Origin of the sequence: Mesorhizobium sp. ZC-5 (genome assembly GCF_025753855.1) — a bacterium.
Classification (GTDB): domain Bacteria; phylum Pseudomonadota; class Alphaproteobacteria; order Rhizobiales; family Rhizobiaceae; genus Neomesorhizobium.
The window spans coordinates 71,976-90,358 of record NZ_JAOWPT010000003.1 but is presented as its reverse complement, the minus strand read 5'-3'; the positions used below and the strand labels follow the sequence as shown (position 1 = coordinate 90,358).

Genomic DNA, 18,383 nt, shown 5'->3' with positions numbered 1-18,383 from the left:
AATCGGAAGCATCATGCGCGTTTTCAAAGTCGTTGCGGCGATCTTGCATCCGTCGGGACGTGCGGCGCAGCGGAACAAAAATACGGCAGCAGGCGATGGGAGCCCGCTGCCGCCGGAACCGGATTACTTTACGCTCCGGCTCCTGCCTCCTCCGGGCCGACGGAATTGGGGGTGTTTACACCGTCGGCCCGAGAGAAGTACTCAACCCTTCGAGACAGGCAGCGCCACGAAGCGGCTGGTGTCGTCGCGGGTGACCTGCACCAGGACCGCCTTGCGGCCTGCCTTGGCGGCGTCGGCCATGGCTGCGGTCACGTCGGCGGAGCCGGAGACTTCCTTGGAATTCACCGCCACGATGACGTCGCCCGCCTGGATGCCGCGATCGGCCGCGTCGCTGTCCGGGTCGACGTCGGTCACGACAAGGCCCTTGCCGTCATCGGCCGGCGAGATCGTCAGGCCGAGGCTTTCGAGCGATTCCGTGGCAGGTGCGCTGCTGTCCTTCTGGTCGAGGCTGGCCTGCTTGTCGGAACCCGGCAGTTCACCCAGATCCACCTTGAAGGTCTCGGCCTTGCCGTTGCGCCACACCGTGATGTCGACCGGCTTGCCGGGTGCCATGTTGCCGATCAGGCGCGAAAGCTCCTTGGGCGAGGCAACATCCTTGCCGTCGACGGCAGTAATGACATCACCGGCGACGATGCCGGCTTTCTGGGCCGGGCTGTCGGCTTCCGCCTGCGACACGAGCGCGCCCTTGGTCCCGGTCAGGCCGAGCGACTCGGCGATATCGGTGTTGACGGGCTGGATCTGCACGCCGAGGAAGCCGCGCTGCACGCTGCCGTCCTTCATCAGATCGCCGACGACCTGCTTGGCGGTCGACGAAGGGATGGCGAAGGCGATGCCGACATTGCCGCCCGACGGCGAGAAGATCGCGGTGTTGATGCCGACCACTTCGCCGTTGAGGTTGAAGGCCGGGCCACCCGAATTGCCTCGGTTCACCGCCGCGTCGATCTGGATGAAATCGTCGTACGGACCTGCGCCGATATCACGGCCCCGCGCCGAAACGATGCCGGCGGTCACGGTGCCGCCGAGACCGAACGGGTTGCCGACGGCGACGACCCAGTCGCCGACACGGACCTTGGCATCATCGGCGAAGTCGACATAGGTGAATTTGCGACTGTCATCGACCTTCAGCACGGCAAGGTCGGTACGCGGATCGGTGCCGATCAGCTTGGCGTCGAGTTCATCACCACCATCCATGACGACGGTGAACTCGGAGCCGCCCTCGACGACGTGGTTGTTGGTGACGAGATAGCCGTCCTCGGAGATGAAGAAGCCAGAACCCTGGGAAACCGGACGCGGACCGCGCTCGCGGCGGTTGAACTGGCCGTGACGGTCGCCTCGCTGGTCACCCTCGCCGCGGAACTCGCGGAAGAAACGCTTCATCGGGTGATCGTCGGGGAGCTGGTCGAAACCGGGACCGCGGAAGTCGAACATCTGCGCGCCGTCGTCGGACGCAGGTTCCACCTTGGCCTTGACGCGGACGCTGACGACGGCCGGCGAGACACGCTGCACGACGTCGGCGAAACCAGGCGCCTGCGGGCCGTCGACACGCACCGCTTCGGCGAATACGGGAAGCGTGCCCGTGGTGACAGCGCCGAGGCCGATGGCGCCGGCTATCGCGACGGATGCCGCAGCAGCCATCATGCGGCTGCGGGACTTGAACGGGGAATTGGGGGAGGTAGACATATTCTCGTTGTCCTCTTCGCTGGAAGAAATTCCAAAACGGATGCGCGGGGACCGCATCTCTGGGACAAGAGATAGAAGCCGTCACATTACGGCGCCATTTCCGGTTGATGAAACTTTCGTAATGTTGAGGGGCGCCTGCCGTGGCTAAAACAGATCAATCCGCCGCGGTTCAGGCGAACATCGCCACCTGGCTGATCGGCCCCGCCCGTCAGCACGCAACTCCGGAAGAAATCGTCGCAGGCTTGGCGCAACGGCTGATCGGCGCCGGCATTCCGCTGCGGCGCGTTCGCATCGGCCAGACGGTCGCCAACCCGCTGACCGCCGCCTGGGGTGTTATCTGGACCCGCGAGGCAGGGCCGGAACTCTACAGCGTGCCGCGCGGCATGCTGGCGACGGATTCCTACAAGGGCAGCCCTTTCGAGCACGTCATCGTCACCAGGACGAGCTTCCAGCATTCGCTGGAACATCTTGTGGAGGGCGTCGATCATCCCGTGCTGTTCGAAGTCGCCGCCGGGGGCAGCACCGGCTACCTCGCCTTGCCCATCGAATATGGCGACGGGTCGGTTCAGGTCGGCGCCTTCACCACGGACCGCCCCGGTGGATTTGCCGACAATGAATTGGCGTTCATCGAAACATTGGCGCCGGCAATCGCGGCCGCGCTCGAGCCCGCCGCGATGCGCCATTCGATGGCGAGCCTGCTCGAAGTCTATCTCGGCGCCGGCCCTGCCGGCCGTATCGGCAAGGGCGCTTTCCGGCGCGGACAGACAACCGCGATCGAAGCCGCCGTACTGGTCACCGACCTGCGCGATTTCACCGGCCTGTCGGAGCGGTTGCCGCCGGAAGCGCTACTCGACAGCTTGGGGATATATTTCGAGGCCGTGGTCGACGCCGTACGGTCGGAAGGCGGTGACGTGCTCAAATTCATCGGCGATGGCGTGCTCTCGGTCTTCCCGGCCGAAGAGCATGGACGGCAGGACGCCTGCATGCGCGCCGCCCGCAGTGTCGTCCGGGCGTTCGGGCAAGCCACCGTCTCCGACAAGCCGTTCGTCGCCGCACTGCATGCCGGACCCCTCGTCTACGGCAATATCGGCAGCCTCGACCGGCTCGATTTCACGGTCGTCGGCCCGACGGTGAACTATGTCAGCCGCCTCGAAATGGCCGCCAAGCAGCTTGGGAAAAAGGCAGTGTGCTCGAAAGACGTCGCCGCCGCACTGCCGGCGGAAATGGTCTCCGATCTCGGCGCACACGCGTTCAAGGGACTTGCCGAGGCGCAGAGCGTGTTCGAGTTGAAGGTTGCGGGTACAGGGTAAGGAGATAGCGCGTCCGGACTTATTTTTGAGCTTCGCTCAAAATGCGCTCCACCGCCGCCTTCTCCTCGTCCGACAGTTTTGCCTCCGTCCGCCTCCTCGAACGCACCGCAACCACGGCAAAAATGCCCCCGGCCAGTAGCAGGATGATCGGCGTGCCCCATAGCAGCGCGTTGCGGGTGTTGAACCGCGGTTTCAAAAGCACGAACTCGCCGTAGCGCGCGACGACAAAGTCCATCACTTGTGCATCGGTATCGCCCGCCGTCAGCCGTTCGCGCACCAGCACCCTGAGGTCGCGCGCCAGTTCGGCATCAGAATCGTCGATCGACTGGTTCTGGCAGACCATGCAGCGCAGTTCCGCCGAAAGAGAGCGAGCACGCGCCTCCAGCGCCGGATCGGCCAGCACCTCGTCCGGCTGCACGGCATGGGCGACGCCAGCCGCGACGATGGCGAAAAGCATCGCGGCAAAGCGGATGGCGAAACGTTTCCCGTTCACGACGCGCTCAAACCTGGTCTGGCTCGCTTGGCCGGCGCGCCGACACGTAGCCGCCGGTCCATGAGCGACGTTACGCCGGCAATCATCATCACCAGCCCGCCCAGCCAGATCAGCGTGACCATCGGCTTCCACCAGACGCGGACGACCACGCCGCCATCGGCGGTGGCGTCGCCCAGCGCGATGTAAAGCTGGCTGAGGCCCAGCGTCTTTATGCCGGCCTCGGTGGTCGGCATCTGGCGCACCGGATAGAACCGCTTGGCCGAAACGATCTCGCCGAGCGCCCGGCCGCCACTTCCGGAAAGGACAAAACGGCCCTGATCCTCGGTGTAGTTCGGTCCCTTGAAAGGCTGGATGCCCTCGAAACGCAGCGTGTAGCCGGAAACCTGCAGCGTCTCGCCGGGCCGCATGGTGACGATATTCTCCGTCTCCAGCGAGACGACGCCGACGATGCCGAGCACCGTCAGGCCGAGGCCGAGATGCGCCAGCGCCGTTCCGAAAACGGAACGCGGCAGGCCGACCAGACGGCGCAGGGCCACCGCCGGTTTTACCGAGGCAATACCCGCCTTCAGCACGATGTCGGTCAAGGCGCCAAGGATCAGCCAGAAGGCCAGCCCTGCCCCAAGTGCCGCGAACACCGTCGCCCCGTCGACGAAGAGCAGAACGACCAGCACCGCCAGCAAGGCGCCGCCGAAGGCGAACATCAGCCGCTGCGCGGCACCCGGCAGATCGCCGCGCTTCCAGGCAAGCATCGGCCCGAACGGCACGACCGCCAGCAGTGGAATCATCAGCAGGCCGAAGGTGAGGTTGAAGAACGGCGCACCAACCGAGATCTTGTCGCCGCTCACCGCCTCGATGAACAGTGGATAGAGCGTGCCGATCAACACCGTCGCGGCAGCCGTGGTCAGGAACAGATTGTTGAGGACCAGTGCGCCCTCGCGCGAAATCGGCTGGAAGATGCCGCCGGCGCTCAGCGACGAGGCGCGGAAAGCAAACAACGCCAGCGAGCCGCCGATGAAGACCGTCAGGATCGCCAGGATGAAGACGCCGCGACTAGGATCGGTGGCGAAGGCATGAACCGAGGTCAGCACGCCCGAGCGAACCAGGAAGGTGCCGAGCAGCGACAACGAGAAGGTCAGGATGGCAAGCAGCAACGTCCAGATCTTCAGCGCCGAGCGTTTTTCCATCACCAGAGCCGAGTGCAGCAGCGCCGTTCCGGCGAGCCACGGCATGAACGAGGCGTTCTCGACCGGATCCCAGAACCAGAAGCCGCCCCAGCCGAGTTCGTAATAGGCCCAGTAGGATCCCATGGCGATGCCGCCGGTCAGGCATGTCCAGGCGGCGAGCGTCCATGGCCGCACCCAGCGCGCCCATGCCGCGTCGATGCGTCCGTCTATGAGCGCTGCGACTGCAAACGAGAAGCAGACCGAAAAGCCGACATAGCCGAGGTAGAGCATCGGCGGATGGATGGCGAGGCCGATATCCTGCAGGATCGGATTGAGGTCGCGACCCTCGAAAGGCGCCGGCGTCAATCGAGCGAACGGATTGGAGGTCGCCAGGATGAACAGCATGAATGCGGCGCCGATCCAGCCCTGGACCGCCAGCACATTGGCGCGCAGCGAGGCCGGCAGGTTGCCGCCGAACGCGGCCACCTGCGCGCCGAAGAAGGTAAGGATCAGCACCCACAGCAGCATCGATCCTTCATGGTTGCCCCAGGTGCCGGTGATCTTGAACAGCATCGGCTTCAGGGAATGCGAGTTCTCCCAGACGTTCGCGACGGAAAAGTCCGACTGCACATAGGCGATCGTCAGCGCGGCGAAGGACAGCGCGATCATGGCAAAGCCGGTGATCGCGACCGGGCCGCCGACCGCCATCATGCGCTCGTTGCCGAAACGTGCGCCGACCAGCGGTACGCTCGACTGGACCAGCGCCAGCGCGAAAGCCAGCACAAGCGCGAAATGGCCGGTCTCGACGATCATTGCGTACTCTCCTGCCAGACGCCCTTGGCCTTCAGGCTGTCTGCGACTTCCTTCGGCATGTAGGTCTCGTCGTGCTTGGCCAGCACGCTGTCGGCGACGAAAACCCCGTCCGGCCTGAACGTGCCTTCGGTGATGACGCCCTGCTCCTCGCGAAAAAGGTCGGGCAGAAGGCCATTGAACACCACCTTGACCGATTTTTCCTTGTCGGTCACCGAAAACGCCACTTCGGTGCCCTGCCCGCGCACGATCGTGCCCTCCTCGACCAGTCCGCCAAGCCGGATGCGCTCGCCAGGCGGCAGCGTCGCCTGCTGCAGGTCGGCGGGCATGTAGAAATACGAGGCCTTCTGGCCGAGCGCATAAAAAGTCAGCGCCGTCGCCAGCCCGAGGAAGCCAAGCGCTCCACCGATCACCGTCAGCCGTTTCTGTTTGCGCGTCACCGGCTACTCCGTTTTCGCTAGCCCGAGCGAGGCGCCGAACGCCTGCAGTCCCCTGGCTTCTTCACTCTCGGTTCCCAGTGCCGCGACACCCCGCTGCAGCGCGTCGCGCGCCGCATCGGCATTGCCGAGCACCTGATGTGAACGCACAAGCCTGCGCCATCCTTCCGCGTCTTGCGGATTTGCCCGCAATCTTTCGTCGAGCTGCGCGACCATCGTCTCGATCATCGCGGCACGGTCTTGCGCCGACATGTTCGCCGCCGCGTCGATCTCGTCCTGGCTCGGGCCTTTCGGCTCGCCAGCGGCAACCGTCATGCGGCGTTCGGCTTCGGCTATCGCCTGCTCGGTCGGCGACCGCCACGGCGAATCCGCCGGCAGCGCGCCAAGCATCGCCCGCCAGGCATTGGCCGCCTCGTCGAGCTTGCCTTCCTGCACCAGCGCACTCGCCAGGTAGAAGTGCGCCTTGGCATTGCCGGCCTCGAGGGCCAGCGCCCGCTTGAAAGCAGCTTCCGCCTCCGCCGAAACCATGCCGCCCGCGGCCACGGCGATTGCCTCGCCAAGCCCGCTTTCGCGTGCCGCCGTCGCGCCATTGATCGCGATCGTATTGCGGTAGGCGATGACAGCGTCCCCCGCGCGGCCGATCCTGAGATAGATCGGCGCCAGCACATCCCAGCCGCGGCCGTCCTTCGGATTGGCGGAAAGGAAGGCCTCGGCCCGCGCCACCAGCTCATCGACGCTGCTGTCGGCCGGATTTTTCGCCAGCCGCTCCTGCAGCGGCTGCGACGGCAGGTCGGGCGAGCCGAGGAAGGCGTAAAGGCCCCAGGCGACCAATGGCACGGCCAGCACCGCGGCCATGCCGGCGGCGCGCATCGCCGGCGGCGGCGACGCTGGCACTACTTCGGGAGTTCCCACCCGCAGGATGCGGCGGCCTATCTCGGCGCGCGCCTGCTCGGCCTCGACGGCGCCGATCAGTCCGCGCGAAGCGTCCCGTTCGACCTCGCCGAGTTGGTCGCGATAGACTTCAAGATCGTGACTCCCGCCGGAATCCGCGACCGATGGGCGGCGCACCAGCGGCAGCAGCACCGCCAGGCAGGCGGCCAAAGTCAGAAGCGCGGCAACGACCCAGAACAGCATGGAACCTCATTAGCCGCCGGAGCATAGCCATGCCAATGCGGCCAATTGACGAGAACCGGTAACCTTTCCGGCATCATGCGGTACGCTACGTCAGAAGCGTCCAGCTGCCATTGGCGTTGCGGCAGGCGGTTCCGCGCGCCCTTTTGGGTTGTCCGCCGGCATAGACTGTATGCGCGTACTGGCGGCAATCCTGCGAGCCGACGCGATAGGGCGAGGCGGCAACGACTTCGCCGTAGCGGCCAGATTTGTCGCCCCAGGTCACCTTCTGGCCGCCGGGAGTATATTCCAGCGCCTTGTATTCAGCTTCAAGCGCGATGCGGCGCTCACCCCTGCTGAGGTCGGCGCCTATGTCGCCGCCGACAAGGCCCCCGTCCATGGCGCTGATGATCGCGGCTGCCACTTCACCGGAACTGGGTTGACTGCTGGCGGCGGTCCCCGCCGCCGTGCCGATCGCGGGCTTCTCGCCTTTCGACGCGCACCCGGCCAGCGCCAGCATGCAGGCCAAAAAAGCCAAATAATTCTTCATCTTGTCCCCGGGGTGTTGGCGCAATCAGCCAAATCAATGGTTGGCGTCCGCATAAGGTTCATATTTGGCCGAAATTTGACCTCTGTCACACCCGTTCTTTCGGCGAAAGCATCAATGCGCCGTGCTGAGTTGGACAGTCGCTTTCAATCCGCCGAGAGTCGAGCGTTCCAGTCCCAATTTTCCACCATATTCGTTGACGAGGTCGGAAACGATCGCCAGGCCGAGGCCGGTTCCCGGCTTCGTCTCGTCCAGCCGCTTGCCGCGCTGAAGCGCGTCGCGAGCCTTGTCGGCCGGAATCCCGGGTCCGTCGTCCTCGATCGCCAGTTCGAACATACCGGAACCGGGGTCTGGTCCTTCGATCGCTCTCGCCGAGACGAGAACCCCGCTGCGCCCCCATTTCATGGCGTTTTCGAGAAGATTGCCGACGATTTCCTCGAAATCTTCGCGCTCGCCGGCGAACAATATTTCCTCCGCCGGCAGGTCGAGCGTCACCTTCGTGTTCGGGTTCAGCTTCTCCATCACCCGCACCATGCGCTTCAGCGATGGCGAAAGCGGCGTGCGGTAAACGACGCTGTCGCGCTGCGCGGCGATGCGGGCGCGCTGCAGATAATGTTCGAGCTGCTGCTGCATGGCCGAGGCCTGCGTCTCGATCAGCCTGCCCTTATCGCCGCCGATGATGCGGGCCTCGTTGAGCAGCACGGCGAGCGGCGTTTTCAGCGAGTGCGCCAGATTGCCGACCTGGGTGCGTGACCGTTCGACGATGCGCTTGTTGTTCTCGATCAGCGCATTGGTCTCGTTGGCGAGCGGCTCGATCTCGGCGGGGAACGTGCCGTCAAGCCGCTTCGCCGTGCCTTCGCGCACCTTCGACAGGGCCTCCCGCACTCTGCCCAGCGGACGCAGGCCGAGCATGATGGCGATGGCGTTAATCGCAACCATACCGACGCCGAAGATCGAGAGATAGGTGAAAAGCCGCCCCTGGAACGCCCCGATCTCGTTCTCCAGTTCGGTCCTGTTGCCCATCACCCGGAAACGGGCAACACGGTTTTGCGCGTCGAGAACGAACTCGCTCTCGAACACCTGCAATTCCTCGCCCGCAATGCCGTCCATCCTGTAGCTGCGCTGGAATTCGAAATCGAACGGCGCCTCGGCGGCCGTCGGCGACGGCAGCGCTTCGGTCATCGACAGCGAGCGCAACTGGCCGGTCAGCCCGCCTGAAACAGGCTCCACCGACCAGTACCAGCCGGAATCAGGTTCGGAGAAGCGCAGGTCGCCGAGGTCGACGCTGCCTGTCAGGGCGCCGTTGTCGGAGACGCCGACGGAGCTGATCAGGTTGAAAAGATGCGCCGAAAGCAGGCTGTTGAAGCCGCGTTCGCTGGCTTGCCGGTAGACCGTGCTGATGATGAGGGTGATGATGATGAGCGTGATGATCGCCCAGATCGTCGACAGCGCAATGATGCGCAGAGCCAGCGAGCGCGGAACAAGTGTCACGCCGGCGCCTGGCGAAAAAGATCGTTTGGCGCGGGCTCCCGCCTCACGCCGCCGGCTCGCGCATGCGATAGCCCATGCCGCGCACGGTCTCGATCATGTCGATGCCCATCTTCTTGCGCAGCCGGCCAACGAACACCTCGATGGTGTTGGAATCGCGGTCGAAGTCCTGATCGTAGAGATGTTCGACCAGTTCGGTGCGCGACACCACCTCGCCCATGTGATGCATCAGATAGGCAAGCAGGCGAAATTCATGCGAGGTGAGCTTCAGCGGCACGCCGTTGACGTCGGCTTTCGACGCCTTCGTATCGAGGCGCAGCGGCCCGCAGGAGAGTTCGGAGGACGCGTGACCGGCGGCGCGGCGGATCAGCGCCCGCACCCGCGCCAGAACTTCCTCGATGTGGAACGGCTTTGTCACATAGTCGTCGGCACCGGCGTCGATGCCCGACACCTTGTCGCTCCAGCGGTCGCGCGCGGTCAGGATCAGCACCGGCATCTTGCGGCCGGCGCGCCGCCACCGCTCGACCACGCTGATGCCGTCCATCTGCGGCAGGCCGATGTCGAGCACCACCGCGTCGTACGGTTCAGTATCGCCGAGAAAGTGCCCCTCCTCGCCATCATGGGCACGGTCGACGACATAACCGGCATCGGCGAGCGAATCCGAGATCTGACGGTTCAGGTCCTTGTCATCCTCGACGACGAGTATCCGCATGGAATCACATTCAAGCTGGCAAAGATTGATCGGAGATATAGGCGAAAACCGGCGCGATGGAAAACCGCATCATCACCCCTGCGGCACGACCATCTGCACGCGGCGCGGCCGCTCGCCGTCCTTGCCGGGAACCAGCACGACGATGACGCAGACCGGCTGGCCGCCCTGGGTGGACGGCGACGCCCTGGCCAGCGTGCCGCCATTTTGCGCCGCGACCTGCTCACCGATCGCATAGCAGTCGCTCTGCACCGGAATGACCGGGCTTTCGGCCTCCACGCGGACGGCAGGCACCGCGCCGGCTTGCGAGGCTAGCAAGGCCAATCCGGAGAGGGCGATGAGCGAAGATCGAAGCACTGAGCGAAATCCTTTCATGGCGATCTTCTAGCGGATCGCTTCTGAACGTTAAATGAACAGTAGATTAGCGGGACGGCATACAGTCAAACTTTGGGCTCCCGCCGCTTCAACAAAGTCCAAAAAAGGGTCGCGGAACATCGCAAAAAATCCCCTGCTCAGCCGATGCGGTTTTTGGCCGAAAGCCTGCCGAGAATGGCCACCAGCCCGGCAACCGCCGCGACCGCCGCGACCGCCTGCAGCAGCGTATCGGTCAAAGCGGAATTGTCCAGCCCTTCGACCGGCAATCCCAGGATACCGGCCAACGCCGTCGCGACGGTGATCAGCGATGCCCAGATGGTGCGCGAAAGATACCAGGGTTTTGTTTCCGTCATTTTTGTCTACCTTGTTGGAGTTGAAACGGTCAGACGAGCGAGAGCCGCCGCCTTGCGGGCAGGCCCCAGCCGGCGGTTGCGCTCAGCTGCGAAACGGCGACGTCGATCTCGGGCGGAATGGGTGAAAGATCGGCGGCGATCTGCGCTGCGGCATAGATCCAGTGCGGCGTCGCCGCCGTCGCCGTCCTGACTGGGATGCCGTCAACGGTCGCGATCTCGATCCGGTAGGTTTCGGTTTCCTCGCCGAGCGGAATGTCGAGGCCTTGCCAGCTGTCGGCGTCGATGCGGCCGCGCCTTTTCCATTCGATCGCAAGGTCGCCGGCCGCCGACAGCCTGCCCCTGAGATGTGCCGGCGCCAGCGGTAGGCTGGAGCGAATGCCGCCCGTCTCCGTTCGCTGCACGAAATTGGCCGCCGAGAAATCATGGCCGGCCCGCCCCACCCGCCAGTTCATCGCCAGCCCGCATTCCCCCGGCAGCAGGCCTGCGGCGCGCACCGCCTCGTCGATCAGCACGAAATCGGCGCCGGCCGCGGCACCCGCAGCCATCGCGTCCGTCGTGCCGAGCTGCCGTCGCAGCAGCCCGGTCAGCGACCACTCACCCGGCGCATATTCCTCGACGGTCTCGAACTGGACCAGCTCCCAGACGCCGATCGCCGATCGTATCGCCGCGACATTGGCGCCGTTGAGCAATTGCAGCTGGCTGACGCTTGCCAGTTCCCCGTCGAACAGCTTCACGGTGATGGTTCCCGTGCGGTCGATGCGCCCTTCGAAACCGGCTCCAAGCGGATCGACGAGCCGGCCGATCGTCGCCGCCACGCCGACCGACGCCCGCTGGACGAACCCGCTATCCTCGGGCGAAGCGAATACCATTTGGCTGCGCCAGGCTCGGTTCCACACAGCAACGCGAAACTGCTGGTGCGGCTGGCTTGCGCCAGGCGCCATCGGCAGATCGAGAAACAGGCTCAGCGGCCGCCCGGCGATCGTCAAGGGCGGCGGGTTGACTACCGGCAGCCTGCCGTCGGCGGGTACGGGTGCCGACCTCGACACCTGCCGCGCCGAAACCTTTCGCGTCAGCCCGTCCTCGATTTCGGTGACGAGGAATTCCGACGCGCCGATGGCCGGGAGACGGATGATCGCCCCGGGCTCGACGCCAGCTTCGGGCGCCGGCACCGCAAACGAAACGCTTTCGCGCCGCGACCAAGTCCTCCGCATCCAGTCGTCCAGGAGTGCGGCCGCCTCACCAGCCTCCAGCACGCCGGGAAACCCGATCGTCTCCTGCCGGTGGGCAGATGTTCCTTGCCTCAATTTGCGTGCCGACCCGGCCTGGTAGTCCGCGAATGGATCGCGGAAGCCCAGGATCGCTTCGGTCGGCAACTGGTGATCGGGCACGCGCGAGATTTCGATGACCGGCTGCCTGCCTTCGACCACCAGTTCGGTGACCGCGGCCGACGGCATGTTCCCCGCAATTTCGCGGCGGAAGCTCAGTCCTCCGCCGATCTCGCAAACGGCGATCCCGAAAAGATCGATCACCGGCTCGAGTGCTGCACGCGCCGACGCGGGATCGGAAACGACATAGCCATGCATGGTGCCGTCGACGTTGCCGATTTCGGCCACCGGCAGGCCATGATCGGCCAGCACCGCGTTGATCAGGTCGCCGCAGCCGATGCCGCTCAGGCGGCCGTTCAGCCAATGCCCCAGCCGCCAGTTGTCCCCGTCCCGCCAGATGCCGCCGCTCGCCGGAAATACCGGAAACGGCCGCGCATCCCAGGCCCAGGCATAGATCCGCTGCGGTCCACCATGCGTCCGCCATAGACCGGCGAGATCGGATTCGCGTCCGGCACGAATTGCGGGCTCGCCGGGTCCCAATGCTGCCGGTGCGCCGCCAGCAGCCGCTGCACCGCGAGATCTGAGCGTCCGCCGTTGGAAAAATAAGGCACGGCGCTCTCGGCCGATTTTGGATCGGGAAAGACGTTCGGCTGGTTCGGTCCCTTGTCGACGGCCGGGCAACCGAGTTCGGTGAACCACACCGGCTTCGACCGCGGCACCCGTCGACTCCGCCGCCTCGACACCCGCGATGCGGTCATGATGCAGGTTCGACCACCAGCCGGCGATGTCCTTGTAGCGGTAGATCCACGGCTTGCCATAAGCGCCGTCGGTGATCGGCGCGCGCTCCCGCGCAATCCGCGCCGCGTCTGTCGGATAATACCAGTCGAACCCCTCGCCGCTCGCGATCGAGTACCGCAACCTTTCCGGATCATATGGCCCGGCAAAGTTGTCCGGGTTGCCGCCGGCATAATCCTGGTCGCGCCAGTCCGACAACGGCATGTAATTGTCGATGCCGACCGCATCGACCGCGGCATGCGACCAGAACGCGTCGAGATGGAAGAAGACGTCACCGCTGCCGTCCGCGGGATGATGGCCGAAATATTCGCTCCAGTCGGCGCCGTAGGTGATCTTGGTGTCCGGCCCCAGGATCGTGCGTATGTCCGCTGCCAAGCCGCACAATTGCTCGACGAACGGGAAAGCATTCTCCTCGTCCTGCAAGGTCGTCAGCCCGCGCAGTTCGGAACCTACCAGGAAGGCGTCGACACCGCCCGCGGCGGCCGCCAGCCTGGCGAAATGCAGCACGAAACGGCGATAGCCCCAATCGTCGGGATCGCCATGGAAGGGGATCGTGCCCGCCTCGGCCACGACATCGCCCGGTTGCGCGGCGCCACAGAAGTTAGCGACCTGCGTCCGCGCAGCGGCTGTCTTGTCGGCTGAGCCTGGCTGCAATGTCGCCGGGTGGCAGGTGACCCGTCCGCGCCACGGATAGGCAGCCTGGGCCAGGCCGCCATAGGGGTCGGGCAGCGCGTTGCCCGCCGGAATATCCATCATGACAAAGGGATAGAGCGTCACCTTGAGACCGCGTGACTTGATCTCGGCGATCGCGTCGATCACCGAGCGATCCGATGGCGATCCGCCATAGGCAGCACCGCCGCCATGGCTCGAAACCAGCGGCGCCGTCGTCCGCGTCAACCCTGAAACCTTCCATTCCTGCGACAGCCCGGAAACCAGACGATCGGTCACCGCCGGCCGGATCGCGCAATGCCCGGCGCGCAGATCGTTGCCAAACCACGCTACGACCAGCGCCACATGTTCGAGATTCGGGCACAGCGCCTGAAGCTCGTCGAGCGACGCCGCGAGATCGGTCGCCGCATGCAGCACGTGCCGGTTCAGCGCCTGCGTGTCGCCCGCCGATATCTCGCGGGTGACGAGGTGCGGAGACAGTCCGAATTCGGTCGAGCCGGGGATGAGGGCCACGGCCCGAATGCCTTGCGCCACCTCGCCAACCGGACGCAGCACTTCGAACTGCAACTGCGGGATACGGTTGCCGTAGTCGCCGATCGGCAGCCTGTCGAAGACGACATAGGCGGTGCCGCGATAGGCCGGCGCGTTGCCGGCACCCTGCTTCGCCTCGATCAGAGGATCGGGAGTCTGGTCTTCCGACCCGTAATAAATGCGGATCTCCACAGTTTCGCGGTCGAGTTCCTTGCCGTCCGCCCAGATGCGGCGGATGCCGGCGATCCTTCCCTCGCACAGCGCAAACGCCGCGTTGGCGAAGTAGCTGTATTCCGTCACCTTAGGCCCTCCCTTGGAGCCCTGGCGCTTGGTGGTCCTGTCCTCCTCGAAGCGTGTCGCCCAGATCAGCGTGCCGCCAATCCGCGCGGTGCCGTAGACGCGCGGCAGCGCGGTCCCCTCTTCCGCGGTGAACGGCCGCGCACCGGTGAGCCTCGGCCCTTCGTGGCGCCGCGTGCCGTCGATCAGCGCCCGGTCGATGGCATAGCCGGCCATGGCGCCCGCGGCGGTCCCGACCGCGGTGCCGACCGGCCCGAGAAAGCCGCCAAGAAACGCGCCGGCGGCCTGCAGGATGATGGTTGCCATGCGGGCCGCCTCAATTGTTCGGGGTGGGGAAGCAAAAGACCGCCGCGATCCTCCGCCGCCATTGCGGCACCAGCGACGAGACGGTCACGCAGTGCCCCTGATAGGCATGGATGAAGCAGCCGTTCTCAACGAGAATACCGGCGTGCTTGGCGGGCAGATGCGGACGCCACCGGAACAGCAGCAGGTCGCCGGGTATCCGCTCGCCGATCGGCTTCTCGCGGCAATGGCGCCGTGCGGCAGCGAGGAACAGGTCTTCGCCGCCGGCTTCCGCCCAGTCCGCCGCGTAGGCCGCCGGCCGTTCCGCCTCGCCGCCATAGACCGCCCGCCAGATCCCCCGCACCAGGCCGAGGCAGTCGCAGCCGACGCCCTGCTTCGAGCCCTGATGGCGATAGGGCGTGCCTATCCATTCTCTCGCCGCCGTGACGATCAGCGCCGCCGTCTCGTCATGCGGATCGTCGCGTGCCGGTAAGGCAGTCGGCAGTCGGCAGTCGGCAGTCGAGTTCGTCGGGTGGTCGTGAGAAATTTTCTCCATCCACATCTCCTTCGAAGCCTCTGCCTACTGCCTACTGCCTACTGCCTACTGCCTACTGCCGACTGCCTACTGCCTTACGACACCAACGCCCCGCCATCGAACCGGCCGCCGTCGGTCACGTAGGCGTAGCCTGCATCATTGCCCGGCAGATGCGGAAATCCGCGAAAATTCGCAGCATTGGCAAACTTCGCCTTGCATGTCGCAAAAATCTTGTCGCAGCCCGCGACGACAGTAAACGCATCGCCCGTCTGCGGGTCGAGCGCATTTTCCTGCCAGAACGAAATGGTCACCTCAGCGCCCTTTCGCTGATGGCTGACGATCCGCACCTGCCGGCCTGCATCAGGCCCGGATTGCCAGGTCAGCACGCCATGCGAGAACCAGCCGCTGTCGAAACCGCCGAGACCCGAAACAGCAATCACCCCAGCGCCCGGCACCGATGCGACCGTCCCCGCCCCATAGAAACCGGCCTGCGAAAGCAGGAAGCCGCAGCGCTGGTCGCCGAGTTCGGCATCGCAACCGCGCCGCACATGGCGGCCGCGTACTATATCCAGTGAATGCGCCAGACTCTCCAGTTCGGCGACGAAGCGCTGGTCGCTGCGGGTGATCTTGCCGATGGTGGCTGTCCTCAGCCGCGCGAATTGCGACGGCTGCATCCAATTGACCAACAACGTCTCGACCATTGCGCCGTCGTAGTGGCCGGCGGCAATATCCTCTTCGCGGATGTCGAGCGACGACAAGGCGCCCTCGACATCGACGGTGTCAGTCGCCAGTCCCAACGTGTCGCGCGCCTCGCTGGCGCTGAAACCCGACTCCGGCTCGAACACGACGCCGTCGATTTCCAACTGCCGGTCATGATCGGTGTAGCCGGCGGCCAAGCCGTCCTTCCGCATCAGCCGCCAGCAATGGCAAAGCGTGGTAACGGTGCCGGCGAGATGTTCGGCCATCGCTTCGGGATAGACGCTCATGGCTGCACCTCGACGAGAGGGATCGAGGGGATCTGGCCGGCCTTGAACCCGGTCAGGCTGACCTCGATGCGCTCGGTGTCGAAGCGCACGGGAACGTCGAACTCGAATCCCGCCGTGATTGCCATGCCCGCCGCCGGCACGCCGCCCGGCGGGAAAACCAATTCGCCGGTCTCCAGATCGATCGTGAAACCCGCCGGGTTCGTTCGTTCCACCGTGTCGACGGCGACCCGCACCGTCGCCGCAACCGGCTTCAGGATGCTCCGCCGGTATGTATCGTTGCCGGAACCGTAGTTCTTGGTCAGGACGAAGCGCGCGGTCGCCCCGTCGCCGACACCGATATCCTGGTCAAGCGGCGACACCGTCTGGTTCGGCCTGCACGACTTCATGTCGAAAGGGTCTCGAAAACGGAACGCATGCAACGAGCCGCGCCGTGCCTCGAAGAAGGCAAGCACGTCATGGAGATCTTCCAGCGAGCGCACCCCGGTGCCGGCGTCATAATGGCGGCGCGAATCGAAGAACCGCGCGTTGCGGCGCTCGCGCCCTGACGTCATCAGCACGATTTCGTTGCGCCGCTCCGATCCGCCGGTCGCGCCGAACGAGATCGCGGCGGGAAAAAGCACGTCGTGAAAACTTGTAAAGTCAGCCATCGTTGAGCCTTGTTCGAGGCCGTTGCGAAAGTCGCTCCGGTGAGTCAGCTGGCGTGGTTTTCGAGAACCGGAGCGGAGCGGACATTGAGGTCCGTGAGCACCGGAAGCGGAGAAAACCGCGTCAGATGGCCACCGGAGTAGAGTTTCCCGACGGCCTCAAAAAGTCCGCGTGCCGCGCGAGACCGCCCGCGCCAGCATGCCTGTGATCTGCGCTTCGGACTTGCGGAATGAACCCGCATCCTGGGCGGTCACGTTGAAGACGACATTGACCGATCCGCCGCCCGCGGCCGCGACACCAAGCCGTCCGTCGGCCGACCGCTGGAGCGGAAGGATCGCCTCGGCGCCGGCCTCGCCCATCAGGCCGATATTGCACCCCATCGGAAAGAAGCTCGGCGTCGACACGATGCCGCCGCTGGCAAACGGCACGACATGTCCCGGCACGCCCCCCTTGGCGAAAGGCAGGATGCCGGAAAGCCCGCTGAACAGCTTCGAAAACAGCGAACCGGTCAGCGCCTGCAGCGGCGCCAGGCCTTGGCTCAGCGCCATGCCGGCGAGGTTGGTGCCGAGGCTGCGCAGCACGTCTTCCAGCTCGCGCCCATGCACCACGGCGCTCTTCAGCGAAAAGGTCAGCTGCGCACCGAAGGATTTTGAGAGCTGCTCGAGCGATTTCAGCGTTTCGCTCAGGGGCTGAAGATCCGACTTCGTCTTGCGCAATCCATCCCAGGGATCGACGTCCCCCATCCTCTGCCACGGATCTTCAACCATGCTGTTGTTCCTCGGGTGCTCTGTCCGGGTAGGTTTTCATCATCTCGAGAAGTGCGTCGCGCCCCGGCGGGATGCTGGCTCGAAACGGCAACGTGCTTGCCGCACGCTCGAACTCGCGCGGCGTCATCGACCAGAAAGTATCAGGCGAAAGCCGCAGCAGACCGAGCCCCGTCGCCATCACATCGTTCCACGGGAACGCTTGGGCTGCTCCTGCTGCGGCTTTCAAGGGTTTTTTGGCGGCGTCTCCGCCTGCTCAGCGGCGCCGAACGTGGCCGCCAGCAGTTCCGCCACGGTGGCCGCGAAGCCGGCAGCCCCATTGGCCGACTGCATCGCGCCCACCTCGTCATCGGAAATGGCGCTGCCGCCGCCGCGCAGGCCGGCGCCGATCACCCGGATGATGTCGAGCGCCGACAGCCTGCCGCGCGAGAAGCGCTCGACCAGCGCGCCGAGATCGTCGGCGGCGTAGACCGCCTCCAGTTCCGCCAACGCCCCGAGCGTCAGGCAGAGCCGGTACGGCTTGCCGTCGAATTCGGCCGCGATCTCGCCGCGGCGGCGGTTGGCGATCATGGCGCCACCGCGAAGCTGACCGGTCCCGCAGATTCCAGCGCGATCTCGAACGTCACCTCGCCGTCATGCGCGCCGGTGTATTCGAGCGCCGTAACCTGGAACGCGCCTTCGACGACGCCGAAACTCGGCACCACAAACTGCCAGTCGACGATCTCGCCGGCGAAGAAGCGCGAACGGATCGCCGTGTCCGACTGGGCGTCCTTGAAAATGCCCGAGCCGCCGACCGCCGCGCGCTGCACGCCGCTTCCGGCCAGCAGTTCACGCCAGCGCCCGGCCGAATCCGCGTCGGTGATGTCGACCGTCTCGCTGTTGAACGCAATCCGCTTCGACCGCAGCCCTGCGACAGTCACGAAGCTGCCCAGACCGTTGGAATCGATCTTGAGCAGAAGGTCCTTGCCCTTCTGTGCGACCATTGGCCGTCTCCTGAAATGAGGGATGGGATTAGTGAA

At 65.2% G+C, this 18,383-nt stretch carries 19 protein-coding genes and 1 pseudogene; 1 reads left to right on the top strand and 19 read right to left on the bottom strand.

The features are described 5' to 3' along the window. Positions 1-201: 201 nt before the first annotated feature. Positions 202-1,740 (bottom strand): Do family serine endopeptidase, encoded by a 1,539-nt coding sequence (locus tag OHD58_RS08980; RefSeq protein ID WP_263802863.1) that lies wholly within the window; start codon positions 1,738-1,740, stop codon positions 202-204. A 140-nt stretch (positions 1,741-1,880) separates the two neighbouring features. Here OHD58_RS08980 and OHD58_RS08975 point away from each other — a divergent pair, with 140 nt between their 5' ends. Further along, positions 1,881-3,050: an adenylate/guanylate cyclase domain-containing protein gene (locus OHD58_RS08975; RefSeq protein WP_263802862.1), complete on the top strand. Its 1,170-nt coding sequence runs from the start codon at positions 1,881-1,883 to the stop codon at positions 3,048-3,050. A 19-nt stretch (positions 3,051-3,069) separates the two neighbouring features. Here the strand turns inward: OHD58_RS08975 and OHD58_RS08970 are convergent, their stop codons facing one another. The 18 genes and pseudogenes from OHD58_RS08970 to OHD58_RS08885 all read right to left on the bottom strand — a co-directional run bounded on the left by OHD58_RS08970 (position 3,070) and on the right by OHD58_RS08885 (position 18,347). Next, positions 3,070-3,507 carry a cytochrome c-type biogenesis protein gene (locus OHD58_RS08970; RefSeq protein ID WP_263803574.1) on the bottom strand — a complete coding sequence of 146 codons (438 nt, stop codon included), beginning with the start codon at positions 3,505-3,507 and terminating at the stop codon, positions 3,070-3,072. A 32-nt stretch (positions 3,508-3,539) separates the two neighbouring features. Next, the gene (locus OHD58_RS08965) at positions 3,540-5,516 is read right to left on the bottom strand and encodes a heme lyase CcmF/NrfE family subunit (RefSeq protein WP_263803573.1); all 1,977 of its coding nucleotides are present in this window, start codon (positions 5,514-5,516) and stop codon (positions 3,540-3,542) included. Next, positions 5,516-5,956, bottom strand: coding sequence for a cytochrome c maturation protein CcmE (gene ccmE, locus OHD58_RS08960; RefSeq protein ID WP_263802861.1), 441 nt, complete (start codon positions 5,954-5,956; stop codon positions 5,516-5,518). Before ccmE ends, OHD58_RS08965 begins: the two co-directional genes overlap by 1 nt. Before the next feature lie 3 nt (positions 5,957-5,959). Beyond that, the gene (gene ccmI / locus OHD58_RS08955) at positions 5,960-7,087 is read right to left on the bottom strand and encodes a c-type cytochrome biogenesis protein CcmI (protein ID WP_263802860.1); all 1,128 of its coding nucleotides are present in this window, start codon (positions 7,085-7,087) and stop codon (positions 5,960-5,962) included. An 85-nt stretch (positions 7,088-7,172) separates the two neighbouring features. After that, a complete protein-coding gene (locus OHD58_RS08950; RefSeq protein WP_263802859.1) occupies positions 7,173-7,613 on the bottom strand; it encodes a hypothetical protein in 441 nt (146 codons plus the stop codon). Between the two features lie 111 nt (positions 7,614-7,724). After that, the gene (locus tag OHD58_RS08945; protein ID WP_263802858.1) at positions 7,725-9,101 is read right to left on the bottom strand and encodes an ATP-binding protein; all 1,377 of its coding nucleotides are present in this window, start codon (positions 9,099-9,101) and stop codon (positions 7,725-7,727) included. A 43-nt stretch (positions 9,102-9,144) separates the two neighbouring features. Further along, the gene (locus OHD58_RS08940) at positions 9,145-9,810 is read right to left on the bottom strand and encodes a response regulator transcription factor (protein ID WP_263802857.1); all 666 of its coding nucleotides are present in this window, start codon (positions 9,808-9,810) and stop codon (positions 9,145-9,147) included. A gap of 72 nt (positions 9,811-9,882) precedes the next feature. Then, positions 9,883-10,182 (bottom strand): hypothetical protein, encoded by a 300-nt coding sequence (locus OHD58_RS08935; protein WP_263802856.1) that lies wholly within the window; start codon positions 10,180-10,182, stop codon positions 9,883-9,885. 137 nt (positions 10,183-10,319) lie between these two features. After that, positions 10,320-10,535: a hypothetical protein gene (locus OHD58_RS08930; protein WP_263802855.1), complete on the bottom strand. Its 216-nt coding sequence runs from the start codon at positions 10,533-10,535 to the stop codon at positions 10,320-10,322. A 29-nt stretch (positions 10,536-10,564) separates the two neighbouring features. Then, on the bottom strand, positions 10,565-12,118 hold the full coding sequence (locus OHD58_RS08925) for a phage tail protein (RefSeq protein ID WP_263803572.1): 1,554 nt from the start codon (positions 12,116-12,118) through the stop codon (positions 10,565-10,567). Positions 12,119-12,216: 98 nt separating this feature from the next. Continuing rightward, positions 12,217-13,408, bottom strand: a pseudogene (locus OHD58_RS08920) (glycoside hydrolase TIM-barrel-like domain-containing protein). A gap of 1,060 nt (positions 13,409-14,468) precedes the next feature. Next, positions 14,469-14,990, bottom strand: a complete 522-nt coding sequence (locus OHD58_RS08915; RefSeq protein ID WP_263802854.1) for an NlpC/P60 family protein — start codon at positions 14,988-14,990, stop codon at positions 14,469-14,471. 74 nt (positions 14,991-15,064) lie between these two features. Next, a complete protein-coding gene (locus OHD58_RS08910; RefSeq protein WP_263802853.1) occupies positions 15,065-15,955 on the bottom strand; it encodes a DUF2163 domain-containing protein in 891 nt (296 codons plus the stop codon). Continuing rightward, positions 15,952-16,602 (bottom strand): DUF2460 domain-containing protein, encoded by a 651-nt coding sequence (locus OHD58_RS08905; protein WP_263802852.1) that lies wholly within the window; start codon positions 16,600-16,602, stop codon positions 15,952-15,954. The genes OHD58_RS08910 and OHD58_RS08905 overlap by 4 nt, the downstream gene beginning before the upstream one ends. Positions 16,603-16,758: 156 nt before the next feature. After that, positions 16,759-17,367 (bottom strand): phage tail tape measure protein, encoded by a 609-nt coding sequence (locus OHD58_RS08900; protein WP_263802851.1) that lies wholly within the window; start codon positions 17,365-17,367, stop codon positions 16,759-16,761. Beyond that, positions 17,360-17,545 (bottom strand): phage tail assembly chaperone, encoded by a 186-nt coding sequence (locus OHD58_RS08895; RefSeq protein WP_412177186.1) that lies wholly within the window; start codon positions 17,543-17,545, stop codon positions 17,360-17,362. Before OHD58_RS08895 ends, OHD58_RS08900 begins: the two co-directional genes overlap by 8 nt. 44 nt (positions 17,546-17,589) lie before the next feature. Beyond that, entirely contained in the window at positions 17,590-17,934 is a 345-nt protein-coding gene (locus OHD58_RS08890) for a gene transfer agent family protein (protein ID WP_263802849.1), read from the bottom strand. Then, positions 17,931-18,347, bottom strand: coding sequence for a phage major tail protein, TP901-1 family (locus OHD58_RS08885; protein WP_263802848.1), 417 nt, complete (start codon positions 18,345-18,347; stop codon positions 17,931-17,933). Before OHD58_RS08885 ends, OHD58_RS08890 begins: the two co-directional genes overlap by 4 nt. Positions 18,348-18,383: the final 36 nt, after the last annotated feature.